The sequence below is a fragment of the Rhizorhabdus sp. GW822-FHT03C02 genome, assembly GCF_058801765.1.
Map to the genome: position 1 here is coordinate 934,851 of NZ_JBXANN010000001.1, position 25,307 is coordinate 960,157.

At 66.6% G+C, this 25,307-nt stretch carries 19 protein-coding genes and 1 tRNA gene; 13 read left to right on the forward strand and 7 right to left on the reverse strand.

The genetic code is table 11. From position 1 onward, the window contains the following. Positions 1-118: 118 nt before the first annotated feature. The gene (locus AC1RM6_RS04365; protein WP_493098451.1) at positions 119-1,402 is read left to right on the forward strand and encodes an SPOR domain-containing protein; all 1,284 of its coding nucleotides are present in this window, start codon (positions 119-121) and stop codon (positions 1,400-1,402) included. Here AC1RM6_RS04365 and AC1RM6_RS04370 read toward each other — a convergent pair whose 3' ends face one another. The 5 genes from AC1RM6_RS04370 to AC1RM6_RS04390 all read right to left on the reverse strand — a co-directional run bounded on the left by AC1RM6_RS04370 (position 1,403) and on the right by AC1RM6_RS04390 (position 6,551). Further along, on the reverse strand, positions 1,403-2,632 hold the full coding sequence (locus AC1RM6_RS04370; RefSeq protein ID WP_493098453.1) for a dihydroorotase: 1,230 nt from the start codon (positions 2,630-2,632) through the stop codon (positions 1,403-1,405). Next, positions 2,629-3,591: an aspartate carbamoyltransferase catalytic subunit gene (locus AC1RM6_RS04375; RefSeq protein WP_493098454.1), complete on the reverse strand. Its 963-nt coding sequence runs from the start codon at positions 3,589-3,591 to the stop codon at positions 2,629-2,631. Before AC1RM6_RS04375 ends, AC1RM6_RS04370 begins: the two co-directional genes overlap by 4 nt. Before the next feature lie 34 nt (positions 3,592-3,625). Continuing rightward, a complete protein-coding gene (locus AC1RM6_RS04380; RefSeq protein ID WP_493098456.1) occupies positions 3,626-4,897 on the reverse strand; it encodes a radical SAM protein in 1,272 nt (423 codons plus the stop codon). A 77-nt stretch (positions 4,898-4,974) separates the two neighbouring features. Next, positions 4,975-5,430 (reverse strand): Holliday junction resolvase RuvX, encoded by a 456-nt coding sequence (gene ruvX, locus AC1RM6_RS04385; protein WP_493098458.1) that lies wholly within the window; start codon positions 5,428-5,430, stop codon positions 4,975-4,977. After that, complete coding sequence (locus AC1RM6_RS04390) at positions 5,427-6,551, reverse strand: DUF3089 domain-containing protein (RefSeq protein ID WP_493098460.1); 1,125 nt, start codon at positions 6,549-6,551, stop codon at positions 5,427-5,429. The genes ruvX and AC1RM6_RS04390 overlap by 4 nt, the downstream gene beginning before the upstream one ends. Positions 6,552-6,692: 141 nt before the next feature. On the opposite strand from AC1RM6_RS04390, the gene gatC reads away from it, so the two are divergent. The 6 genes from gatC to tig all read left to right on the forward strand — a co-directional run bounded on the left by gatC (position 6,693) and on the right by tig (position 15,151). Next, a complete protein-coding gene (gatC, locus tag AC1RM6_RS04395) occupies positions 6,693-6,980 on the forward strand; it encodes an Asp-tRNA(Asn)/Glu-tRNA(Gln) amidotransferase subunit GatC (protein WP_493098462.1) in 288 nt (95 codons plus the stop codon). After that, a complete protein-coding gene (gene gatA, locus AC1RM6_RS04400) occupies positions 6,977-8,461 on the forward strand; it encodes an Asp-tRNA(Asn)/Glu-tRNA(Gln) amidotransferase subunit GatA (RefSeq protein WP_493098463.1) in 1,485 nt (494 codons plus the stop codon). The genes gatC and gatA overlap by 4 nt, the downstream gene beginning before the upstream one ends. A gap of 1 nt (position 8,462) precedes the next feature. After that, positions 8,463-9,944: an Asp-tRNA(Asn)/Glu-tRNA(Gln) amidotransferase subunit GatB gene (gene gatB / locus AC1RM6_RS04405; RefSeq protein WP_493098465.1), complete on the forward strand. Its 1,482-nt coding sequence runs from the start codon at positions 8,463-8,465 to the stop codon at positions 9,942-9,944. Between the two features lie 145 nt (positions 9,945-10,089). Further along, on the forward strand, positions 10,090-13,233 hold the full coding sequence (locus tag AC1RM6_RS04410; protein ID WP_493098467.1) for a hypothetical protein: 3,144 nt from the start codon (positions 10,090-10,092) through the stop codon (positions 13,231-13,233). A gap of 108 nt (positions 13,234-13,341) precedes the next feature. Beyond that, positions 13,342-13,426: transfer RNA gene (locus tag AC1RM6_RS04415), tRNA-Leu, on the forward strand. A 63-nt stretch (positions 13,427-13,489) separates the two neighbouring features. Continuing rightward, on the forward strand, positions 13,490-15,151 hold the full coding sequence (tig, locus tag AC1RM6_RS04420; protein WP_493098469.1) for a trigger factor: 1,662 nt from the start codon (positions 13,490-13,492) through the stop codon (positions 15,149-15,151). A gap of 56 nt (positions 15,152-15,207) precedes the next feature. On the opposite strand, the gene AC1RM6_RS04425 is transcribed toward tig, so the two are convergent. Continuing rightward, the gene (locus AC1RM6_RS04425; RefSeq protein ID WP_493098471.1) at positions 15,208-16,581 is read right to left on the reverse strand and encodes a hypothetical protein; all 1,374 of its coding nucleotides are present in this window, start codon (positions 16,579-16,581) and stop codon (positions 15,208-15,210) included. Positions 16,582-16,706: 125 nt separating this feature from the next. Here AC1RM6_RS04425 and AC1RM6_RS04430 point away from each other — a divergent pair, with 125 nt between their 5' ends. The 5 genes from AC1RM6_RS04430 (at position 16,707) to AC1RM6_RS04450 (ending at position 21,580) form a co-directional block, all read left to right on the forward strand. Continuing rightward, a complete protein-coding gene (locus AC1RM6_RS04430) occupies positions 16,707-17,687 on the forward strand; it encodes a hypothetical protein (RefSeq protein WP_493098473.1) in 981 nt (326 codons plus the stop codon). 105 nt (positions 17,688-17,792) lie between these two features. Next, positions 17,793-18,449, forward strand: coding sequence for an ATP-dependent Clp protease proteolytic subunit (locus AC1RM6_RS04435; protein ID WP_493098475.1), 657 nt, complete (start codon positions 17,793-17,795; stop codon positions 18,447-18,449). Positions 18,450-18,857: 408 nt separating this feature from the next. Continuing rightward, positions 18,858-20,129, forward strand: coding sequence for an ATP-dependent Clp protease ATP-binding subunit ClpX (clpX, locus tag AC1RM6_RS04440; protein ID WP_493098477.1), 1,272 nt, complete (start codon positions 18,858-18,860; stop codon positions 20,127-20,129). A gap of 196 nt (positions 20,130-20,325) precedes the next feature. Next, positions 20,326-20,919 carry an RNA polymerase sigma factor gene (locus AC1RM6_RS04445; RefSeq protein WP_493098479.1) on the forward strand — a complete coding sequence of 198 codons (594 nt, stop codon included), beginning with the start codon at positions 20,326-20,328 and terminating at the stop codon, positions 20,917-20,919. Then, positions 20,843-21,580: a GNAT family N-acetyltransferase gene (locus tag AC1RM6_RS04450; protein WP_493098480.1), complete on the forward strand. Its 738-nt coding sequence runs from the start codon at positions 20,843-20,845 to the stop codon at positions 21,578-21,580. The genes AC1RM6_RS04445 and AC1RM6_RS04450 overlap by 77 nt, the downstream gene beginning before the upstream one ends. Here the strand turns inward: AC1RM6_RS04450 and opgC are convergent. Then, positions 21,558-22,739 (reverse strand): OpgC domain-containing protein, encoded by a 1,182-nt coding sequence (gene opgC / locus AC1RM6_RS04455; RefSeq protein WP_493098481.1) that lies wholly within the window; start codon positions 22,737-22,739, stop codon positions 21,558-21,560. The genes AC1RM6_RS04450 and opgC overlap by 23 nt on opposite strands. Positions 22,740-22,876: 137 nt before the next feature. Here opgC and lon point away from each other — a divergent pair, with 137 nt between their 5' ends. Further along, the gene (lon, locus tag AC1RM6_RS04460; protein ID WP_493098483.1) at positions 22,877-25,297 is read left to right on the forward strand and encodes an endopeptidase La; all 2,421 of its coding nucleotides are present in this window, start codon (positions 22,877-22,879) and stop codon (positions 25,295-25,297) included. Positions 25,298-25,307 lie beyond the last annotated feature (10 nt).

A 25,307-nucleotide genomic window follows, 5' to 3' on the forward strand; every position in this document is an offset into this window, starting at 1 on the left:
CCCGCAAGGGCAGCGCGCGTCATCATGTTTAACAGACGTCATTAACGCTTCCTTAGCGGCCCCTATGGCACGCGGATGCCGATAGCGGGCGCGGGCCCGATGACCGGGGTGATTAGTGATGCGCAACTGGGTGGGAATCGCGCTGTCGGGCGCCTTGTTGATGACGCTGTCGGTGGGATGCTCGCCGACATCGCGGGTCGCGAGCGCCGGCACCAGCCCTTCCGCCGCGCCGCTTTCGGCGGTCAGACTGGCCGCGGCGGCACAGGCGTCGCTCGGTCGCGCGGATCTGGTCGCGGCGCTGCGCGATGCCGAGGCGGCGGTGGCGCTGGCGCCCGCTGATGCCGCCAAGCGGCTGCTGCTCGGCCGCGTCTATATGGCGTCGGGCCGTTTCATGTCGGCCGAGGCGGCCTTCACCGATGCGCTGAACCTTGATCCTTCGCTGACGCAGGCGCAGCTGATGCAGGGGCTGGTCCAGCTCGCGCAGGGCAAGGAAGATGCCGCGCTGATCGCATTCGACGCCGTCAAGGACAGCGCGCCACCCGCCGAAGCCGGTCTCGCGCTGGCGCTGGCCGGACGGCATGGCGAGGCGGTCGAACTGCTCGGCCAGGCGGTGCGTGTCGGTGGCGCCGATGCCCGCACCCGGCAGAATCTCGCGATGGCGCTGGCACTGGCCGGTCGCTGGAACGAAGCCGCCGCGACCGCGCATCATGACATGACCGCCGACCAGGTGATGATCCGGCTGCAACGCTGGACGCGCATCGCGCAGATGCCGGCCGCCGCCCGGGTCAGGGCGGTGCTGGGCGTCGAGGCGGTCGAGGATGCCGGCCTGCCGGCCGCGCTGGCGCTCGCCCCGACGGCGCCGACCGCACCGGACATGCCGGCCGAGGTCGTGGCGCAGGCCGCGCCGGTCGAGTCGGTGCCGGTTGCCGCGGTCGCGCCCAGCGCCGCGGAGATCGCGCGTGGCCGGCAGGCGCTGGTGCGCGTCGATGCCGCGCGGCCTGCCGCGATCCTGTTCGAAAAGCCGCCGGTCCGGGCCATGGTCGCCAAGGCGCCGCCGGTCACCCGTCATACGGCGCCGCCGGTCCGCGTGGCGGCCGCGCGCGGCCATTATGTCGTCCAACTCGGCGCCTTCACCTCGTCGGGCCGCCTCCAGGCCGCCTGGAACCGCGTCAACGGCAAGGCCGCGCATCTGTCGGGCTTCACCCCGGCCTCGTCGGATATCCGCTCGTCGGCGCACGGCGCCACGCTGTACCGGCTCGCGATCGGCGGTTTCGAAAGCCGCGCCGAGGCGATGCGGGTCTGCAGCCAGCTGCGGTCGCGCGGCGGCGCCTGCTTCGTTCGTGCGACCGCCGGCGACCGGCCGCTGCAATGGGCGCTGCGCAACGGCGGCGTGGCCGCCTGATCAGTTGACGGCGACGCCGCCCTTGATCGTCCGCAATACCTTGCCCTGAACGGGCAGCCCGTCGAACGGGGTGTTGCCCGCGCTGGCGGCCATCGCGTCCGAATCGATCCGCCAGGGCTTGTCGGGATCGAAGATCACCAGATCGCCCTCGGCGCCGACCGCCAGGGTGCCGCCCGGAATGTCGAGCAGCCGCGCCGGGGCGGTCGACAGGCGCGCGATCAGCGTCGGCAGATCGATCAGCCCATCGCGGACCAGCGCCAGCGACAGCGTCAGCAGGGTTTCGGCCCCCGACATGCCGGCCTCGGCATCGACGAACGGCAGCCGCTTCGATTCGGGGCCCAGCGGATCATGGCTCGAACAGATCAGGTCGATCGTGCCGTCGGCCACCGCCTTCTGCGCGGCGCGGCAGTCATCGTCACCGCGCAGCGGCGGCGAGAGCCGGGCGAAGGTTCTGAAGCCGCCTATCGCGACATCCGACAGGAACAGATGCGCCGGGCTGATCCCGCAGCTCACCTTGACCCCGCGGCGCTTGGCGTCGCGGATCAGGTCGAACGACCGGGCGGTGGTGAGCTGGCGGAAATGGAGCCGCGCGCCATTCTGTTCGGCCAGCGCGATGTCGCGGGCGACCGCGATCGCCTCGGCGATCGCAGGCGCCGCGGGCAGGCCGAGCCGGGTTGCCATCTCGCCCTCGGTCGCGACCGCGTCGCCTGCGAGGCCGCCATCTTCGGCATGGACGATCACCATCAGGTCGAGCGCGGCGGCATAACCGAGCAGCCGGTGCATCACCCCCGAGTCGCCGATCCAGCGGCGGCCGGTCGCGATCGCGCAGGCGCCGGCAGCCTTCATCAGCCCGATCTCGGCGAGGTCGCTGCCGTCGAGCCCCTTGGTCGCGGCGGCGATCGGGTGGACCCAGACATCGGGCTTGCCCGCCGCGGCGGCGCGCTGGACGAGCGCGGCATGATCGAGCGGCGGCGACTGGTCGGGCATCAGCGCGGTGCGGGTGATGCCGCCGGCGGCAAAGGCGGGCATGTCGATCGCGAAGCTGCCCAGGTCGACGAGGCCGGGCGCGACATAGGCGCGGCGCGCGTCGATCACCTCGGTGCCCTCGGGGACGTCGACCAGCCCGACCGCGGCGATGTGGCGGTCGACGATCAGGATGCCGCCCTCGCGGACGGTGCCGGCGACCGGATCGACCAGCCGGGCGTTGAGGATCGCAAGCGGGGCGGTCATTGCCAGCCCTCGATCCCGCGCCGTTTGCGCGTCAGCACGTCCAGACACGCCATGCGCACCGCGACCCCCATTTCGACCTGTTCGGTGATCGCCGACCGGGTGAGGTGATCGGCGACGCTGCTGGTGATCTCGACCCCGCGATTCATCGGCCCGGGATGCATCACGATCGCGTCGGGCGCCGCCCGCTCGAGCCGTTCCGGGGTCAGCCCGTAGAGCGCATGATATTCGCGCGGGGAGGGGAGATAGGCCCCGCCCATCCGCTCGTTCTGCAGGCGCAGCATCATCACCACGTCGGCGCCGTCGAGCCCGGCGTCGAAATCGGTGAAGGGCTTCACCCCCATCCGCTCGATCGCCACCGGCATCAGCGTCGGCGGTGCGACCACGCGAACTTCGGCGCCGAGCGCGGTAAGCGCCAGGATGTTCGACCGCGCGACCCGGCTGTGGAGGACGTCGCCGCAGATCGCGACGGTCAGCCCGGCGATATGGCCCTTGCGGCGCCTGATCGTCAGCGCGTCGAGCAGCGCCTGGGTCGGATGTTCGTGGCGGCCGTCGCCGGCGTTGAGCACCGGGCAGTCGACCTTGTCGGCGATCAGCTGGACCGCGCCCGAGCTCTGGTGGCGGATGACGATGACGTCGGCGCGCATCGCGTTGAGCGTGACCGCGGTGTCGATCAGCGTCTCGCCCTTCTTCACGCTCGACTGGGCGACCTGCATGTTGACGACATCGGCGCCGAGCCGCTTTCCGGCGATCTCGAACGACAGCAGGGTGCGGGTGCTGTTTTCGAAAAAGGCGTTGATCAGGGTCAGGCCGGCGAGCCGGTCGTCATGCTTGGTGGTCGCGCGGTTGAGCGTGATCCACTGCTCCGCCTCGTCGAGCAGGAAGGTGATCTCATGCGGATGGAGCCCGTATATTCCCGTCAGATGCGGGTACGGGAACGGGTGGGGTTCGGTCGCAGACATTAAAGCGGCGACTTAGCCCCAGCCGGCGCGAAGCTCAAGCGATTGCGGCGAGCTTCTGGTCGATCGGCGGGATCGACTGCGGCAGATCGCCGCGGCAGCGGTTGCAGGTCGATATTTCGCTGTGACAGCCGGCGGCCAGCTTGTCGGCGAACGCCTTGCGCTTCTGGTGGGCGAGGGTGTCGGCGAGGCTGTCGGTCGCGAGATTGCCGACCGGTTCGACCCGGCTGAAATCGTTGCAGCAGGCGAGGACCGCGCCGTCGCAATCGACGATAAGGTTGTAGAAGATATCGGGGGCGCAACTGATCGGCACCGGCGCGAAGGACAGCCGGTCGAACAGCTCCTCGTCATTGGCGAGGCGGTTGCTCATCGGCGCGAAATCGACGTTGAGCGCGCCGAGCTTGTAGAAATAGTCGAACATCGCCGGACGCTCATCGACGTTGAGCTTGCTCATCGGCACCGCGACCTGGACCTTGTTCGGGAAGTCGCGGAAGATCATCGGGAATTTGACGTGCACCCGCTTCGCGCGGAGCGGCTGCATCAGATAATCATAGGTTTCGGGGATCAGCGATTCGCAGTGCAGCGTGACCACCGAGACATAGTCGTTGAGCTCGGCATGTTTCTTCGGGTCATAGGCGGCACCGTTGGTGTTCAGGTCGAACATCACGTCGGGCAGCCGCTGGCGCAGATAGCGGGCGCGTTCGACCACGAACGGATCGGCGAGGCTGTCGCCGAACAGCCCGAAGGCGATCTGGCCGGCGACCGGCATGCCGCTGTCGGCGATCTCGTCGATGATCTTGCGGAACAGCGGCATCGGCATCGGGTTGCGTGGCGAATTGGCGGTCGACAGCTTGCCGGTCGGGCAATGGACGCACGAGGCGTTGCAGGTTCCGGTCGTGCCGAGGATGACATGATCAAAGCGGTCGGGACGTTCCCCGGCATGGTGGCTGGCGAGCAATGTCGCCCGGACCGTATCGGGGCGCGCGCTTTCGAGGGTGAGGATGCGGTCGAACATCGCCTGCGCCTCGGCTTCGTGGCCATGGTGGCGCAACATGAAAGCCAGGTGGAACAATGTGTCGGCATCGTCGGGCCGCTGGCGGTCGGCGGCCTGATAAGCGGTCAGTGCCTCGCCATGGCGCGCGAGCTTGCGCAGGCAATGGCCGATCTGGACCCAGACCCCGGCGCGGTGCGGGCTGCGCGCGACGATTCGACGGTAGAGCGCGATCGCCTCCTCCCAGCGGCATTGATCGCGCAGGGCGTCGGCCTCGCGGATCAAGGGCCGGTCGCGGAAGCTCATAAAATGTTTCACCAACGCGCTCCGAATACCGTCATTTCAGTGCTTCAAGCAAAAGATCGCCGCTTTGATAAGGGCCTATCTGGTCCATATCAGATCATCGCGTCGATCGCGCCCTGCAGGATATAGGCCGCGGCCAGCTTGTCGACCAGTTCGGCGCGACGTCTGCGGCTGGCGTCGGCGTCGATCAGCGTGCGGGTGACCGCGGCGGTCGACCAGCGCTCGTCCCACAACAGGATCGGCAGGCCCAGCGCGTCGACATTGCGGGCGAAGGCGCGCACCGACTGGGTGCGCGGGCTGTCGCTGCCGTCGAGGTTGAGCGGCAGCCCGACCACCAGCCCCTTGACGCTCTGCGCGAGCAGCAGCGCCTTCAGTTTCGCCAGGTCGACGCTGAACTTGACCCGGATGATCGTCTCGGCGGGGCTGGCGATCGTCCAGCCGGCGTCGCACAGCGCCACCCCGATCGTCTTGGTGCCGACGTCGAGGCCCGCCAGCCGGCCGCGATCGGGCAGACTGGCGCGGAAGTCGGGGGCGGCGGCGTGGATCATCGCGCTGCCCCCGCGCCGGCGAGTAAGGCCTTGGTCCGCGCTTCGGCGTCGGCGCGCAGATTGGCCCAGAACAGCGCATAGTCGAAGACATGGTAATTATTGCCAGCCATCACATAGCCGTCGAACCCCTTGGGCGGCGCGCCGATCAGCAATATGCCGTCCTGGCAGCGCGCCGGGATGTCCGCCGGCTTCAGGTCGGCGGCCTGGAAATCGGCGCGCGGATACAGCGCGCCGCGATGCGCCGACGCCGGCGCGCTGTCGTCGCGACGGCCGGTCAGCGGATTGACGCACAGCATATGGGTGCCGCGCCGGCTCTTGCCGGTGAGGCCGATGTCCGAATCGAAGATGGTACGGATCAGCTTGGGCTCGGCCGGTTCGGCAAAGCTCTGCCACGAGACGATGCAGCCCGGCTGGCCGGCACGCTCGCAGACCGGAAGGCCCATCGCCGGGGCATCGGCCTCGACCGACACCGGCCAGCCGATCGCATAGGCCGCGGCGATCCGCGGTGCGATCGGGGTTCCGGCGACCCGTTCTTTCATCAGCCGCATCAGATGCCGGCTGCCCTGGCTGTGCGCCGCGAGCAGGATCGGCTGCGTCGGCGGGATCTGTGCGACGAACGCGTCGAAGGCACGCAGCACATCGGTATAAGCGAAGTCGATCGCCGCCCTGCCGTCGGGCCGATCAGTCAGGAAGGCGCCGAGGGTCGCCTGGCGATAGCGTGGTGCCCAGACCGCCCCGACCGAATTGAACGCGCTCGCCTGGCTCGCGCCGAAGATCTTCAGCCAATTGCGCGAATCCGCATCGTCGATCCGGACGTTCCAGCGATTCCGCCCGAAGAAGGTGGTGGGGGCGACATAGAAGACCGCGACCGGCGGATGGCCGGCACGGGCCATGCCCGGCGGCACCCAGCGCGACGGATCGTCGGCAAGGTCGGGGCGTGACAGCCATGCCGCGGGCTTGGCATAATCGGGGGCGTAGGTCGGGTCGGACGGCTTGAACGCGATCGACGGCACGAAGGCGAGCCGCATCAACTGGTCCTGGAACAGGTTCCAGCCGATGCCGGCGGCGAGCGTCAGCATGATCAACCCCGCGATGACGTAGAGAAAACGGCGAGCCAGCAAGACCGGACCCCAGGCTGTGGACGGGCGGACGGCATTGCGGCCGTCCGGCAGGTGCGTAGCGGGCAATCCCGCCTGCGTCCAATGGGCCCGCGCCGCGACCCGCGCCTTGAAGCGTCGCGCCGGCGATGCTAGCGGGCGCGCATGTCCGTCGATATTCCAACCGTCCGCAAGATCGCGAGCCTCGCACGCATCGCCGTAACCGATGCCGAGGTCGAGGCGATGGCGCCCGAACTCAACAACATCCTTGGCTGGATCGAACAACTCGGCGAGGTCGACACCGATGGTGTCGAGCCGCTCGCCGCGGTGATCCCCAATCATCAGCGGCTGCGCGACGATGTCGTCACCGACGGCAATATCCGCGACAAGGTGCTCGCCAACGCGCCCCAGGCCGAACATGGCTTCTTTGCCGTGCCGAAGGTGATCGAATGAGCGCCGCGACGATCACCGACCTGGGCATCGCCGGGATCCGCGACGGCTTCCGCGCCGGCGATTTCTCCGCGCGCGAGGTCGCCGAGGCCTTCAACGGCGCGGTCGCCGGCGCCAAGGCGCTCAACGCCTTCATCGTCGAGACCCCGGACCATGCGCTCGCCGCCGCCGACGCCGCCGACAAGGCGCGCGCGGCGGGCGATCTGCTGCCGCTGTCGGGGGTGCCGTTGGGCATCAAGGATCTGTTCTGCACCGCCGGCTACCAGACGACCGCGGCCAGCAACATCCTCGGCGGCTTCGTGCCGCAATATGAATCGACGGTGACCGCCAAGCTGTTCGGCGCGGGCGCCGGCATGCTCGGCAAGCTCAATCTCGACCAGTTCGCGATGGGGTCGTCGAACGAGACCAGCGCCTTCGGTAACGTCATCTCGCCCTGGCGGGTTGCGGGCGGCAACGCGCCGCTCGCGCCCGGCGGCTCGTCGGGCGGATCGTCGTCGGCGATCGCGGCGCGGATCGTACCCGCCGCGACCGGCACCGACACCGGCGGATCGATCCGCCAGCCCGCGGCCTTCACCGGCATTTCGGGGATCAAGCCGACCTATGGCCGCTGCTCGCGCTTCGGCATCGTCGCCTTCGCCTCGTCGCTCGACCAGGCGGGGCCGATGGCGCGCGACGTTCGCGACTGCGCGATCATGCTCGAGGCAATGTCGGGCTTCGATCCGAAGGACTCGACGTCGCTCGATGTCTCGGTGCCTCGCTGGGAGGCTGGACTTTCGCCTGATCTCAAAGGGTTGAAGGTCGGTATTCCCAAGGAGTATCGGGTCGACAACATGCCCGCCGAGATCGACGCGCTGTGGCAGCAGGGCATCGCCTGGGCCAGGGACGCGGGAGCGGAGATCGTCGAGGTCTCGCTGCCGCACACCCATTATGCGCTGGCGACCTACTATATCATCGCGCCGGCCGAAGCCTCGTCCAATCTCGCGCGCTATGACGGCGTGCGCTACGGGCTGCGCGACCTTCCCGAGGGCGCCAACCTGCAGGATATGTATGCCGCGACCCGCGCCGCGGGCTTCGGCGCCGAGGTCAAGCGCCGGATCATGATCGGCACCTATGTGCTGTCGGCCGGCTTCTACGACGCTTATTATACCAAGGCGCAGAAGGTGCGGGCGTTGATCGCCCGCGATTTCCAGCAGGCCTTCACCCAGTGCGACGTGCTGCTGACCCCGACTGCGCCGTCGGCGGCGTTCGCGCTCGGCGAGAAGAACGCCGATCCGCTCGAGATGTATCTGAACGACGTCTTCACCGTGCCGGCGAGCCTCGCCGGCCTGCCGGCGATGTCGGTGCCGGCCGGGCTCGATTCGAAGGGATTGCCGCTGGGCCTGCAGATCATCGGCCGCCCGCTCGACGAGCAGGGCGTGCTGAACGCGGGACTGGCGATCGAGGAACGGGCCGGCTTTGCCGCGCGCCCGGATAAATGGTGGTAAGATGAGCAGCTATCGCATCCAGGGCGCCACCGGCGAGTGGGAGGTCGTGATCGGCCTCGAGGTCCATGCCCAGATCGTCTCGAACGCCAAGCTGTTCTCGGGCGCCTCGGCGACCTTCGGGGCCGAGCCCAACGCCAATGTCTCGCTGATCGACGCGGCGATGCCCGGCATGCTGCCGGTGCCGAACCGTGAATGTATCAAGCAGGCGGTCAAGACCGGCATGGCGCTCGGCGCGCAGATCAACCGCTGGTCGCGCTTCGATCGCAAGAATTATTTCTACGCCGATCTGCCGCAGGGCTATCAGATTTCGCAGCTCTATCATCCGATCGTCGGCGAGGGATCGCTGGTGATCGATGCCGACGAGAAGAGCGGTATCGCCGAATCCAAGACGATCGGCATCGAACGGCTCCATGTCGAGCAGGATGCCGGCAAGCTGATGCACGACCAGCATCCGACGCGCTCCTATGTCGACCTCAACCGCTCGGGCGTCGCATTGATGGAGATCGTGTCGAAGCCGGATCTGACGTCTCCTGCCGAAACAGGGGCTTATCTCCGGAAATTGCGATCGATCCTGCGCTATGTCGGGTCGTGCGACGGCAATATGGAAGAAGGGTCGATGCGCGCCGACGTCAATGTCTCGGTGCGCCGGCCCGGCGAGCCGCTGGGCACGCGGACCGAGACCAAGAACGTCAATTCGATCCGCTTCGTGATGGCGGCGGTCGAGGTCGAGGCGAGCCGCCAGGTCGATGTGATCGAGGGCGGCGGCAAGATCGTCCAGGAAACCCGCCTCTACGATCAGGATCGCAACGAGACCCGGTCGATGCGCTCGAAGGAAGACGCGCACGATTATCGCTATTTCCCCGATCCCGATCTGCTGCCGGTCGAACTGAGCGACGACTTCCTCGCCGAATGTTCGGGTGAGTTGCCCGAACTGCCCGATGCCAAGCGCGCGCGTTACGAGGGCCTCGGGCTGCCGGCCTATAATGCCGCGGTGATCACTGCCGATGTCGAGACCGCGCGCTGGTTCGAGGCGCTGGTCGCGGCGACCGGCAAGCCGGCGGCGGACATCGCCCGGACCGCGTCGAACTGGCTGATCTCCGACCTGTTCGGCGCGCTCAACCGGCTCGGCAAGGCGATCGAGGAAAGCCCGGTCAGCCCCGCCCAGGGGGCTGAACTGCTCGGTTTGGTCGCCGACGGCACGCTGTCGGGGACGCTGGGCAAGCAGGTGTTCGAGATCATGCTCGAAACCGGCGACAATCCCGCGAAGATCGTCGAGGAGCGTGGGCTCAAGCAGACCAGCGACACCGGTGCGATCGAGGCGGTGATCGCCGAGGTGATGGCCGCCAATGCCGACAAGGTCGCCGAATATCGCGTCGGCAAGGATAAGCTTTTCGGCTTTTTCGTCGGTCAGACGATGAAGGCGATGGGCGGCAAGGCCAATCCCGGCGTGGTCAATGACCTGCTGAAGAAGGCGCTTGGTTAACGTCCTGATTCGGAACGCTTTGACGGTTTTCGATATCGTTTGCGATCAGAGCCTGTCCGATGCGGGTAAGTAGCGGGTTGATCCCCGATCCAAAGGCGCAGATGCTCGTTTCGGGGCAATAAGCGTTGATGGGCGGGGATGGTCGATGATTTACGGTGCCCCCGGCACGGTGTTCCCGCTTGGCATCATGGCGCCGGGCGAGGCAACGAGCTTCCAGCTTTCGATTCCACCTGGCCTGCTCGTGGCCAAGGCGGTCCCGACGATCAGCTATCCGAGAGTGTCGGCGTCGTGGCGCTTCGCTGCCGCGGCGGGAACGATGGCCTCGACCGGCGATGCCTATGCGCTGCCGCTCGGCGTCTCGGTCATGGTCAATCCGGGGGCGATCACCCGCCTGTTGGGGGGACGGCTCCAACTCAACCGCGATTCCTATCTGAAGAGCGCCCCGATGGGGTTCGATTTCGATATCACCGCGGATCCGGCGACCACCGAGACCCCGCGCAAGCTGCGGCTGTCGTTCCGGGGAATATTGCCACTTACCGTCGGGACGACCTTGCTGGTCGATCTCTTCGCCTGGGGGCGGGGCCGCATGTGCCTGTCCGTCGCCTGGACCGGTGCTGTCCAGTGCACGATCGGACGGGGCGACGACAGCCAGACCTTCACCAGCACCATCATCCGTGTGCCGGGCATCGAGCAGACGATCGACGTCGAATGGGTCAACAACCTCGCCGCACCTGGCGGGACGATCTGCTTCTATCTCGAGGGCGAGAAGGCGGGCGGGCCGTTCGCGACGACGGTCAAGCCGCGGCTGCCGGCCGATATCGAAATGTACAGCAACGCGTCGCTCGGCAACACCACCGACTCGGTCGACGGGCTGGTCATACGCACCGTCACGGTCAGCTTCCTGCGCAAGCAGATCGACTATGCTTATGTCGCACTGAACGGTGGGACCGTCAGTCGTGACGACCTCGAGGCGCTGGTGGTCGACGCGCGCTCGGTCACCGCGGCGCAGTCGGCGCAGACCCTGTCCTATGTCGCGCCCGACGGGACGGTGACCACGCTCGACGTCACCGTCGGTGCGTTCACCGTGCCGGCGGGGCAGGCCTATAAGGCGGTGCTCGAGGACTGGTCGAGCGGGCAGGGGGTCGCGCATCCCAGGGAATTGGTGATGACGCGGATCGCCGCGCAGAATTGCGCCTTCGAGGATGCGGTCTTCGGCGCGCGCCAGGAACCCTGGATCGAATGCCTGCCGCAGGGCGAGGTCCCCAACATCGCCGGCATCAACTATTATTGCGAGGCGATCCGGTTCGGCGGCTATACCCAGTTCCAGTTCGGCTATGACTGGGACGTCCAGCAGATGCCGTTCAATCCCTTTGGCGATCCGACCGGCAAGCGCAGTTATATGGTGCCGCACAAATGGCGGATCTTCGATGTCCAGGGCAGCCTGCTGGCGACGATCGAGACCCCTGACGGCAAGCCGCTCAACGGCACCGACAAGGCGAAGATCTTCGAAGGGCCGTTCGACGGCCGCGGCTGCGCGATGGTCGGCCCTGGCAATCGCTGGTATCCGCACGGCACGGTGCGGTCGGGGGTGATCTGGCGTTCGGCGGACCCGGGCGCGCACGCGGTCGCCGACGTTCGCGGCGCGATCCCGATCTTCGACCTGAGCGTGCCGTTCGACAGTCATACCGATTACTCGGTCAACGGCTTCGACCTGCGGATCTTCTGTGGTGGCGCCGGCAATGACGGGCAGGCCAATGGCTTCGGCAACATCCGGGTGATGAGCTGGGATGCGACCGACTATGACAGCGCCGCCCGGAACACCGACACCACCGCCGACCCCTACCATGCCAGTCTGTTCAGCACCGCCTCGCTGACCGCCAATGCGGCTTTGTGGCTGCGTTACACCCCGTTCAACGTCCAGGGGCGCTCGCCGATCACCGGACCCGGCGGCACCCGCGACGATCGCCAGGTCATCGCCGAGCCGCTGGCACGCTATGCGAGCGCGCCGACCTCGACGCGGGCGCATGACGGCCGGCCGTGGCGCGAGATCACGCTTCATTATCTGACCGGCTATGTCTCCGACGCGATTCATGCGTTCGAGGGCGGACGCAATCTGCCGCTGTTCAAGGGCCGCAGCGCCCGCCCGATCGTGATGCGCAACCATTATTATGGTCCGGGTGTGCTGTCGGTGCCCGAGAACCAGGCTTATTATGCCCAGGGCGGTCGCGTCGGCGATGTCGTCGCGAGCGTCAGCCCGCTGCGCGTCAAGACGCCGGGATCGGGCGATACGCCCGAGACGCCCTATTTCGGGACCACCCAGATCGACAAGGCGCATGGCCACCAGTTTCCGGGCTGGGGCAGCCTGTTGTTCCGTACCCCCGAATTCGCCTTTCTCGGCCACCGTTTCTGGGATCAGAACCGGCTCTATTCGAACGATATCATTGCAAGCATCGACCTATGGTCGACCCGTGACGGCGCCTGGGCGTTCATGCATGCGGCGCTGGCCTGGAAGACGGCGAGCCGCAACTCGCCGCGCCTCTACAGCCGCGCCGAGATCCTCGAATTCGTCGTCCGCGACTTCGAGACCTTCTATACCCGCTATTATGCGAGCAGCCCCGGCTTCCTCAATCCGCCCACCAACATATTGACCAATGGCGAGTTCAACGATCTCAATGCGCTCTTCGCGGCGGCGCCGCTGTTCGGGATGCTCAGCCATGGTGGCGGCCAGCTCGTCCAGGCCGATTTCCAGCTCGGCTATTGGCTGAGTGCGCTCGGCGCCGGCGAGAAGCTCGGCTTCAACGCCGCCTTGCGCGTCGCGTCGGCGAAAGCCGGGCAGGTCCTCGACTTTCTCATCGCCTGCCACCGCAAGCGGATCGTCGGACGGCTCACCCAGGCGCCGAGGATTCAGCCGTTCGGCGGCTCCTATACCGTCTCGATCTGGAACGCGGCCCAGGCCAAGGCGGCCGGCGGCGACGTCGCGGGCATGCCGCGCACCTATGCCGATGTGCAGAAGGCGACCGGCGCCAGCGCCAGCTGGGACTATTATGAGGACGGCGGGGCGCTTCAGAGCCGCGACGGGCAGGCGATCGATCAGCTCATCGCCGGGCCGGCGATCCTGCGTTATCTGCTCGGCCTGAGCGGTGACGACATTCTCGCCGCGCAGGCGGTCGCTAATGGCTGGCGACAGCAGAAGATCGCCGAGGAAATGGCACGCGGATCGCAGGCCGGAAGCACCTGGTTTCGCTATCTGCAGGCGACCAACAACCCGCCGACGGCGTCGCAGATTTGACGGCTGCGCGGTGGGCGCTGGTGTCGCGGCGGCGATGACGCGCGCGATCAAGCTCTTTGCTTGCTCTTGAGGCGCATATTGTTATAGAGCCCGCCGACCCGGTCCTTTGCGGGCGTGGCGGAATTGGTAGACGCGCCAGATTTAGGTTCTGGTATCGTAAGATGTGGGGGTTCGAGTCCCTTCGCCCGCACCAGCTTCGCCCGCGCGCGGAGCAGGCCGAAAAGCTTTCTCGAGATTAGAGGTTCAATAGCGACCCATGCAGACTGTCGAAACGCTCAATGAAGGCCTGAAGCGCGCCTATACCTTGACCATCCCCGCCAACGACGTCGCAGCGCGCGTCGAGGCCGAGATCAAGTCGATCGCGCCGCAGGTCCGGATGCCCGGCTTCCGCCCCGGCAAGGTTCCCGCGAACCTCGTCAAGAAGATGCACGGGCCGGCGATCGAGCAGGATGTGCTCAACAAGGCGGTCCAGGACGGCGTCCAGCAGCTGATCGCCGAGCAGAAGCTGCGCCCGGCGATCCAGCCGTCGGTCGAACTTCAGGAAGGCTATGAGACCGGCAAGGATGTCGAGCTCAACGTCGCGCTCGAAGTGCTGCCCGACGTTCCCGCGCCGTCGATCGAGGGCCTCGCGCTCGAGCGGCTGACGGTAGAACCCGCCGAGAGCGAGATCGACGCCTCGCTGAACCGCATCGCCGGCCAGCAGAAGAGCTTCGACGACGCGCTCGAAGGCCATCCGGCGGTCGAGGGCGATCAGGTCGTGCTCGACTTCGTCGGCAAGGTGAACGGCGTCGCCTTCGACGGCGGCACCGGCGAGGGCATGTCGGTCGAAATCGGCTCGGGCCAGCTGATCCCCGGCTTCGAGGACCAGCTCGTCGGCATCAAGAAGGGCGAAGCGCGCCAGCTCAACGTCACTTTCCCGGCAAATTATGGCGAGAAGTCGCTGGCCGGCAAGGACGCCACCTTCGACGTGACCGCGACCGACGTCCGCACCCCGAAGGAAACCGTCGCCGACGAGGATTTCGCCAAGAATCTCGGCCTCGAGAGCCTCGAGCAGCTGCGCGGCCTGCTCAAGGGCCAGATCGAGCAGGAACTCAACGGCCTGACCCGCACCCATATGAAGCGCAAGCTGCTCGACCAGCTCGCCGCCGGCCATGACTTCCCGGTTCCGCCGTCGATGGTCGAAGCCGAGTTCCAGCAGATCTGGGCGCAGCTCGAGCATGAGGCCGGCCATGAGGCCGATCCCGAGGCCGCGCTTGCCGAGATCGAAAAGGATCGCGCCGACTATCAGGCGATCGCCGAGCGTCGCGTCCGTCTCGGCCTGCTCCTGTCGGAGATCGGCCAGCGCAACGGCGTAGAGGTCAACCAGCAGGAAATGAGCCGCCTGATCATGCAGGCTGCCCAGCAGTACGGCCCCGCCGACCGCAACCGCTTCATCGAATATGTCCAGCAGGACCCGATGGCAGCGGCCCAGCTGCGCGCCCCGCTCTATGAGGACAAGGTCGTCGACTTCCTGTTCGACAAGGCGGCGATCACCGATCGCGCGGTGACCCGCGAGGAACTCGAAGCCGCGATCGAGGCCGATGACGACGGCATGCCCAAGCCGCATGTCCATGGCCCCGACTGCAACCACGACCATGACGGCCATGATCATGGGCACGACCACCATGACCATGACCATGCGCATGAGGAAAAGCCGGTAGCCAAGAAGGCCGCGCCGAAGAAGGCCGCCGCCAAGAAGGCCGATGCCGACGAGGCCGTGGTGGCCGAGGAGGCTCCGGCCGCCGAGGAAGCCAAACCCGCCGCCAAGAAGCCGGCCGCCAAGAAGGCCGCCGCACCGAAGGCCGAAGGCGAGGGCGAGGCCGAAGCGGCTCCCGCCAAGAAGCCTGCCGCGAAGAAGAAGGCTGCGCCGGCCGAGTGATCGGCAAGGCATAAGCCTTGGTGAAAAGGGTCGGGCTTGCCCGGCCCTTTTTCGTTTCAGGGCTGGTGGCGTCGACCTTCGACGAGCGCCATCGCGAACAGTGCGAAGCCGCTGGCGATCGTCCAGACGAAGACCCGGTCCATGAACCAGGCGTGGACGATCGTATGCTGCCAGAAGCCGGTGAGGATCGCGACGAGGGCAATGTTCGACGCGAGCAGCAGGCCGGCCCGCACTCGTACCATCGGGTCGACCGAGCGCATCAACTGCTGGCAGGCCCATAGGCCGGCGCCGACCGCGGTCGCCAGCATCAGCGCCACGAGCAGCGGCATGCCGGCGGCGAGCGAGCCCAGCCCCTTGAGCAGCGATTTGGCCATATGGACCGGGCCGAGATCGTGGGTCTCGCCGGCCGCGCCGTTGAGACCGAGCCGGATGCTCAGCCGGAACGCGCTTTCGACCATCGACGGATAGCCGAAGATCGCCAGCGCGAGCAGGATCTTGAGGATCAGCGAGCCGACATAGGCCGTGCAGAAGGCGACCACCGCGCCGATCGCCAGCCGGCCCTGCGCCTCGGCGTCGGCGGCGATACAGGCGAAGGGCAGGGCGCCGATCACTACCGCGAGCCCGAGTGGAATGCCGCCGGTCAGAAAATCGAAGATCGCCGAAAGAGCCCCGAACAGCGCGGTCGCGACGATCGCGGAGCGCGGTGCGATCCCGCCGCGCATCGCCGCGACCGCCAGCGCCAGCAGATAGACGAGGATGACAAGGTCGGCGGGGCCGTGCGACAGCGACTGACCGAAGCTCTCGAGCCCGAACCAGCGGCCGAGCGCAAGAAACAGGATCAGCCAGAACAGCCCGGGCATGGTCAGCTCCGGCGCGGTTCGCGATCGTCCGAGCGTCATCGTCGCGACCAGCACCCCCGTGCCGACCAACAGCATGGCAAGGCATTTGTAGAGGGTCCGGATCGCATCGACCGGCATCAGCGGCAGCAAATAGCGCACCAGCATCGTGTGGCCGTGAATATATTGATGGTAAAAGGCGGGCTCGCCCGGTGGTGGAACGCCGGCGACGAAGGCGCGCAGGCTTGCGCACAGCGACAGCCCTGGCCGCAGCAGCGGCTTGATGGGGCTCACCGCCAGTTGACGGTCGGTGGCCGCCTGGTCGATCGCCTGCTGGAGGATCAGGCAGTCGTTGAACTGGTGATGGCCGATGCCGGTATTGCCGGGCAGCCAGTCCTGATCCTGCAGGCTGCCGTCGGCAAAGGCGGCCGCGATATGCGCGCGGGCCGCCGGCAGGTCGCGGCGCAGACCGTGGAGATTGGCGAGGCAGAACAGCGCGAACATCGTCGCGGCGATCGGCACCGCGATCAGCGCCGCCTTCGCCATGTCGCGCAGCGTCTGTCGGGACAACAGCACCCGCCCGGTCGTCGTCATCCAAGTCCGCATGAAGTCCCCCGAAATGCGCGGCGATATCGTTGCCGCAGCGTGGCGCCGCCGTCGAGCCTTTCCCGTCCGCCATGGATCGGATAGCCTGACGCGGAGGGGAACCGCGCGCCGTCATGCTGATCTGCGTCTATGAGAGCCGCGCCGATTGCGAACCCGGAATCCGCCTGCTGATCGCGACGCTGGCCGAGCATGCGCCGGGTCAGGCGGTGCGGCTCCATTTCAATCCGGCGGGTCCGGAATTCGCAGCGTGGATCGCCGGCTTTCCCGATGTCGATTTCCGTCCCGCGCATCTGCCGCCCGCGCTCTACTGGAACGTCAAGCCGCAGGTGCTGATCGAGGCGCTCGACGATGGCCATGACCAGCTGTTGTGGCTCGATTCGGACCTGCTGATCGCCGCCGGCTTCACCGATCGCTTCGCCGCGATCGACCGGGATGTGCTGATCCTTGCCGAGGAGGCGCTGTGGGGCGGCCATTTCGACGGCGATGCGCTGCGGGCGCGGGCCTGGGGGCTGGACGTCGGGCGGTCGCTGCCCTTCGCGGTCAACAGCGCGGTGATGCGGGTGTCGTCGCGGCATCGGCCGCTGGTCGAGGCATGGGGAAGGCTGCTCGAGGATCACGGCTATCGGGCGGCGCAGGGCCGGCGGGCGGCCGAGCGGCCGGTGCATATGGTCGGCGACCAGGACGTGCTCGGCGCGCTGCTCTGCTCGCGGTCGTTCGCCAACATCGAACTCCATCTGCTGCGCCGCGGACGCGACATATTGCAGCTGTTCGGGCTCAAGGCCTTCACCGTGCGCGAGCGGCTGATCGTGCTGATGCGCGGCATGCCGGCCTTCGTCCATGCCCAGGGGGCCAAGCCGTGGCGGGCGCCGCCGCCCGCGGGCGGCCGTTTCGGCAGGCTCGGCGCGCTTTATGCCGCGAGCTCGCCCTATCTGCTGATCGCGCGAGGCTACCGCGATATGCTCGCCGACGGGGCCTGGCTCGGTCGCGCGCGGCGCTCGCGCGGGGTGGCGCTGGCGGGGCTGCCGCTCGCGATCCTGATCGACGCGCTGTTCTTCGCGGCGCGGTTGCGCCGGCGGCTGGCGGGGCGGAACTGACCGGCCGGACCGTGCGATGTGCGCGCCGCGGACCGGCCCCCCTTGAACTCGCCCTGCCAAAGGCCGATGTTGCAGCCATCAGAGGGCAAAGGACCGAGACTTTCCATGCATAATCCGTTTGAAACCGGCCAGTTCATGAATCCCGAAACGGGCGCGCTCGTTCCGATGGTCATCGAACAGTCGACTCGGGGCGAACGCAGCTTCGACATCTATTCGCGGCTGCTGCGCGAACGGATCATCTTCGTGACCGGCCAGGTCGAGGACCATATGGCGTCGCTGATCACCGCGCAGCTGCTGTTCCTCGAATCGGAGAATCCGAAGAAGGACATCTTCATGTACATCAACTCGCCGGGCGGGGTGGTGACCGCGGGTCTCGCGATCCATGACACGATGCAATATATCCGCCCGCGCGTCGGCACGGTGTGCATCGGCCAGGCCGCTTCGATGGGCAGCTTCCTGCTCGCGGCCGGCGAGCCCGGCATGCGCGTCGCGCTCACCAACAGCCGGATCATGATCCACCAGCCGTCGGGCGGTGCACAGGGCATGGCCGCCGATATCGAGATCCAGGCCAAGGAAATCCTGCGGATGCGCCACCGCCTGAACTCGCTGTATGCGAAATACACCAAGAAGGAGATCGAGGAGATCGAGTTCGCGATGGATCGTGACAAGTTCCTCGAGGCCGACGAGGCGAAGGCGTTCGGGCTGATCGACGAAGTGTTCGACAAGCGTCCGACCCCGGCCGACGAGGCGCTCGCCGCCTGATCGACGCCGCCCGCCATCCGCGCGGACACCCATGGCGCGCCGGTCCGATGGGCCGGCGCGCTTGTTGTTCGCGCATCCTGCCGGCGCCGCGACTCGGGCCCTGAAGCGGTGCCGGCGCACGCTCCGGAGCCGCGATGCGGCGCGGCGGACGATGTGATCGCAATGGCGATGCGCCGCCCGCCGCCGGCAGGGCGGTCGCCCCCGGCTCGGGCCGGAGGCGTAATAACCCTTGTGCCGCCGGGCATAATTGCGGCGCCGTGGTGAGGGGCGCCGCTTGTACGGCGCGAACGGGCCACCATATTCGAAGCTGGGCGGCCATCTCGTACACAGTTTTTTTAGAAGGTTGTGGGATCGGGAACGAACGGTCTAGGATGCGTTGCGATCCCTTGTGGAGTCAGGATCTAGTATATGACCAAGTTGACCGGCGGAGACTCGAAGAGCACGCTTTATTGCTCCTTCTGCGGAAAGTCGCAGCACGAGGTCCGCAAGCTGATCGCCGGACCTACGGTTTTCATCTGCGATGAGTGCGTCGAACTCTGCAACGACATCATCCGCGAGGAGGCCAAAGGCGCCCTCGTCAGCAAGAAGGACGGTGGCGTTCCCACCCCGCAGGAGATCTGCAGCGTCCTCGATGATTATGTGATCGGTCAGTTCAAGGCCAAGCGCGTCCTCTCGGTCGCGGTCCATAACCATTACAAGCGGCTCAACCATGGCGCCAAGGGTGCCGATGTCGAGCTGGCCAAGTCGAACATCCTGCTGGTCGGGCCGACCGGCTGCGGCAAGACGTTGCTCGCGCAGACGCTGGCGCGCATCCTCGACGTGCCGTTCACGATGGCCGATGCGACCACCCTCACCGAGGCCGGCTATGTCGGCGAGGATGTCGAGAACATCATCCTCAAGCTGCTCCAGGCGTCCGATTACAATGTCGAGCGCGCGCAGCGCGGCATCGTCTATATCGACGAGATCGACAAGATCAGCCGCAAGGCCGACAATCCCTCGATCACCCGCGACGTGTCGGGCGAGGGCGTGCAGCAGGCGCTGCTCAAGCTGATGGAGGGAACGACCGCGTCGGTCCCGCCGCAGGGTGGGCGCAAGCATCCGCAGCAGGAGTTCCTGCAGGTCGACACGACCAACATCCTGTTCATCTGCGGCGGCGCCTTTGCCGGCCTTGAGAAGATCATCGGCGACCGTCTCCAGGGCAAGTCGATCGGGTTCGGCGCGTTCGTCGCCGGCCCCGACGAGCGCCGCACCGGCGAGACGCTGCAGCAGTGCGAGCCCGAGGATCTGCTCAAGTTCGGGCTGATCCCCGAATTCGTCGGTCGTCTGCCGGTGATCGCGACGCTGATGGACCTCGACGAGGTCGCACTGGTCAAGATCCTCGCCGAACCGAAGAACGCGCTGGTTAAGCAGTATCAGAAGCTGTTCGAGATGGAGGGCGTCAAGCTCGGCTTCACCGACGAGGCGCTGGTGGCGGTCGCGCGCAAGGCGATCCTGCGCAAGACCGGTGCGCGTGGTCTCCGCTCGATCCTAGAGGCGATGCTGCTCGACACGATGTTCGATCTGCCGTCGATGGACGGGGTCGAGGAGATCATGATCGACAAGGATGTCGTCGAGGGCCGCAAGGACCCGGTCCGGGTCTTCTCCAAGAAGGAAAAGGCGAAGGCGGGCGACGCCGCCTGATCCGGTTTCCTCACCGATTTTGGCTGATATCGAGAGGGTCGCGCATTCGTTTGCGCGGCCCTTTCGCTTTTCCGTGACCTAACGCTTCGCGCGGCTGACACCGTTGCCAATATGGTGCTGGACAAGCCCCCGCAAAGATGATGTCCTGACCGGATAATCATATGGGGGAGGATCGATTCCGCAGGGGGGAACTGCCGTGATCGATCTTGAAGAACGTCTCGACTGGTTCAAGGACCGGATATTGCCGCACGAGGCTGCGCTGCGCAGCCGGCTGCGCCGCACGGCTGCGGCCTATGTCGATCTCGACGACCTCGTCGCGGAAGCGCTGGCGCGCGCTTACGCCACCGACGACTGGGGGCGGATCGCCAACGGCAAGCATTATCTGTTTCGCATCGCCCGCAACATGCTGATCGATTCGGCGCGGCGCGACGCGGTGGTCTCGTTCGATCTGGTCGCCGATATCGAACAATATGAAGGCCATTGCTCGCCCGATCCGATGCTGTCGGCGCGCGACGAACTGCGGCAGGTCCAGCGCGTGATTGACGGCTTGCCTCCGCAATGCAGGCGAGTATTTGTCCTGCGGCGCGTCCACGAGCTGTCGCCCGGGGAAATCGCACGGGAAATGGAGTTGTCCGTCTCCACCGTCGAAAAGCATCTCGCCAAGGCGCTGATGCTGATCGCGCGTGGCCTGGCGGAGATCGAGGAGTGGGGCGTTGAGCGCGAACGAACAAGCGCTGCCGGGCAGTCACTCGATCGACGAGGAAGCCGCGCGCGCCTTTGTGAGGCTTGAGGCCGGGGTCGATCCGGCCGAACGCGAGACGATCCGTCGCTGGATCGCCGCCGATCCGCGCCACGCCGTCGCCTTCGCGCGAATCTCGGCGGCCTGGGAGGCGGCGGGCGCGCGCTATCTGCCGCCCGATGCCGCACTGAGCCACCGGCTGGCGACGCTCGACGATATCCCGGCGATCGGCGTGCTGATGGACCGCGCGATCGCCGAGCTGCAAAAGGGCTTCCTGTCCGACGCCGAGATCGTCGCGAGCCGCGCGCATATGGGGCTCGACACGCAACTGATCCGCGACCGCACCTATTATCTCGTCGAGATCGACGGCCGGCTGGCGGGCTGCGGCGGCTGGAGCATGCGCGCGACCCTGTTCGGCGGCGACGCCAGCGGCGGCCGCAACGCGGCGCTGCTCGATCCGGCGACCGATCCCGCGCGAATCCGGGCGATGTACACCAGCCCCGACTTCACCCGGCGCGGGGTCGGCAAATATATCATCCATCTGTGCGAGGCGGCGGCGCGGACCGCGGGTTTCCGCCGCGCCGAGATGGCCGCGACATTGTCGGGCGAGCCGCTCTACCGCGCGTGCGGCTATGACCTGGTCGCGCCGTTCGAGGCGATCGCGCCGGGCAGCGTGCCCGTGCCGCTGCTCAGGATGGCGAAGGACCTCTGATCCTGGCCCGCGCGCGGGCGATCCTGATCATGTGCCCCAGGCCGTGGCGCTTCCACCAGATGTAGAAATTCGCGAACAGCCCGAGCAGGATCACGCTGGCCAGGCACAGCAGCACATAGGCGGTGTGATCGCGGCAATATTCGATCCAGATGAAGCCCGCGGCATAGCTGATCGCCACGCAGGCGACGAACACCTGGAGCGAATTGGCGCCGATCACCGCGCATTGGCGCGCCGGCCAGAAACGCTGCAGCCGCGGCCACATCCAGAACAGGCTCATGATCGCCCAGCTCACCGACAATGCATGCGCGGCGCGCACCGGGCCGATCCGCACCTTGCTCTGGAACAGCACCTCGAAACCATACCAGCGCTGGGCGAGGAACAGGATCGTCAGCGCCGCGAACAGCGCCCAGGCCGCCCCCAGCAGCCACCAGTTGCCACGGGTCGCCGATCGCAGCCATTCGAGCAGGCGGTAACGTCCTGCCGCCATCGCCACGAAGAACAGCAGTTGCCACGATGCCGGGTTGAAGTTCCAGCGCCAGTCGCCGAGCGGCGATCCGCCGGGGATGTTGAACCAGGGCGTCTCGTGCGCGAACCAGTAGAGCCCGATCGACGCCAGCACCGCCAGGATCGGCTGGAGTCGCAGCATCAGCGCGAAGATCGGCGCGGTGGCGAGCAGCACCATATAGGTGACGAGAATCTCGAGGCAGTAGGGCTGGATGTACAGCACCAGGAACTGGAGATAGCTCCACGGCTCGTGCTGGAAGAAATAGAGGTAGAAGCTCAGCCGGCTGAGCGGATCCGAATAGAGCGCCAGCGGGATCAGCAGCACGAACAGGCCCAGATTATAGACGTAGAGCCGCGCCGCGCGCCGCCACACCTTGTCGGCGAAGCTGGCGATCGTCGGCTGCTTCGCTCGGCTGAAATAGACCGCCCCGACCAGATAGCCCGACAGCAGGAAGAAGATCTCGGCCGCGCTCGAAAATCCCCACAAAGTGAGGGTCGGGAACTGCATCCCCTTCATCCCCATCCGGTCGGTGAAGCCGGTGATATGGTTGATGGTGATCGTGATCAGCGCGATCCCGCGCAAAATGTCGATCGCCGCATCGCGCTGGCTGGGCGGTTTCGCGGCGGCGGAAAGGCTTGAATTTTCGCGAGTCACTATGGCTTTGCGTCTAGCCGCATTGGCGAATTTTTCAATTGTGCTCGGCCGGGCATATCCTCGTTCATTGATAGTGAACGACGCTCGGCCCATATAGGCCGGGAGGGTGGGGCCCGGCGCCCCGCCGTGGAGAGTCAATGACCGAACAATTACCCGTTCTGCCGCTGCGCGATATCGTCGTCTTCCCGCACATGATCGTGCCGCTGTTCGTCGGCCGCGAGAAGTCGGTGGCGGCGCTCGAGGCCGCGATGGCGGCCGACAAGTCGATCTTCCTCGTCGCCCAGCTCGATCCGGCCGAGGACGATCCCGATCGCGACGCGCTGTACGACATGGGCGTGATCGCCACCGTCCTGCAGCTGCTCAAGCTGCCCGACGGCACCGTGCGCGTCCTCGTCGAGGGCGGTCGCCGGGCCAGCCTGACCGACCTCGATTCCAGCGGCGCTTTCCTGACCGCTTCGATCGACCTGCTCGATGATGAAGAGGGCAGCGGCGAGCCCGACCAGATCGATACCGAAATGGCCGCGCTGATGCGCTCGGTGATCGAGCAGTTTGAAAATTATGCACGCCTGAATAAGAAGCTGCCGGCCGAAACCTCGGTCCAGCTGAGCCAGATCGAGGAGCCTTCGAAGCTGTCCGACGCGGTCGCGGCGAACATCTCGATCAAGGTCGCCGATAAGCAGGCGTTGCTGATGGAGCTCGATCCGTCGAAGCGGCTCGAAATGGCGTTCGCACTGATGGAGGGCGAACTCGGCGTCCTCCAGGTCGAAAAGAAGATCCGCAGCCGCGTGAAGCGGCAGATGGAGAAGACCCAGCGCGAATATTATCTCAACGAGCAGCTCAAGGCGATCCAGCGCGAGCTCGGCAATGGCGGCGAGGAAGAGGGCGGCGACGAGATCGCCGAACTCACCGCCAAGATCGCCAAGCTGAAGCTGTCGAAGGAAGCCCGCACCAAGGCCAATGCGGAGCTCAAGAAGCTTCGCACGATGGCGCCGATGTCGGCCGAGGCGACGGTGGTGCGCAACTATCTCGACGTGCTGCTCGGGCTCCCCTGGGGCAAGAAGTCGAAGCTCAAGAAGGATATCGCCGCGGCACAGGCGGTGCTCGACGCCGATCATCACGGGCTCGAGAAGGTCAAGGACCGGATCGTCGAATATCTCGCGGTCCAGGCGCGCACCAACAAGCTCAAGGGGCCTATCCTGTGCCTCGTCGGCCCTCCCGGCGTCGGCAAGACCTCGCTCGGCCGTTCGATCGCCAAGGCGACCGGACGCGAGTTCGTGCGCCAGTCGCTCGGCGGCGTGCGCGACGAGGCCGAAATCCGCGGCCATCGCCGTACCTATATCGGCTCGCTGCCCGGCAAGATCGTCACCAACCTGAAGAAGGCCGGATCGTCGAACCCGCTGTTCCTGCTCGACGAGATCGACAAGCTCGGCCAGGATTTCCGGGGCGATCCCGCCTCGGCGTTGCTCGAGGTGCTCGACCCCGAACAGAACAGCAAGTTCCAGGATCATTATCTCGAGATCGACATCGATCTTTCGGACGTGATGTTCGTGTGCACCGCGAACAGCCTGAACCTGCCGCAGCCCTTGCTCGACCGCATGGAGATCATCCGGCTCGAGGGCTATACCGAGGACGAGAAGGTCGAGATCGCCAAGGCGCATCTGCGCGACAAGCAGATCGAGGCGCATGGCCTCAAGCCCGAGGAGTTCGAACTCACCGACGAGGGGCTGCGCGACCTGATCCGCTATTATACCCGTGAGGCGGGGGTCCGCACGCTCGAGCGCGAGATCGCCAAGCTCGCGCGCAAGGCGCTGCGCCGCATCCTCGAGGGCAAGGATCAGCGGGTGGTGATCACCCCGGACAATCTTGCCGATTTCGCCGGCGTGCGGAAATTCCGCTATGGCGTCGGCGAGGAAGAGGATCAGATCGGCGCGGTGACGGGTCTCGCCTGGACCGAGGTCGGCGGCGAGCTGCTGACGATCGAGGCGGTGACCGTCCCCGGCAAGGGTGCGGTGTCGACCACCGGCAAGCTCGGCGACGTGATGAAGGAATCGGTCCAGACCGCGTTCAGCTTCGTGCGGGCCCGCGCGCCGGGCTATGGCATCAAGCCCAGCCTGTTCGCCCGCAAGGACATCCACATCCATTTGCCCGAGGGCGCGGTGCCGAAGGACGGCCCGTCGGCCGGCATCGGCATCGTCACCTGCATCGTCTCGACGCTGACCGGCATTCCGGTCCGCCGCGAGGTGGCGATGACCGGCGAGGTGACCCTGCGCGGTCGCGTCCTGCCGATCGGCGGTCTCAAGGAGAAGCTGCTGGCGGCGCTGCGCGGCGGCATCACCACCGTGCTGATCCCCAAGGACAATGAGAAGGACATTGCGGAGCTTCCGGCCAACATCAAGGAAAGCCTGAAGATCGTGCCCGTCAGCCATGTCGACGAGGTGCTCGAACTGGCGCTGGCCGGGCCGACCACCCCGATCGACTGGACCGAGGCCGACGATCTCGCCAGCCAGCCGGTACCGCCGCCGGCATCGCCGGTGGCAGGGGCCGCGATCCATCACTGATCGAAACGAA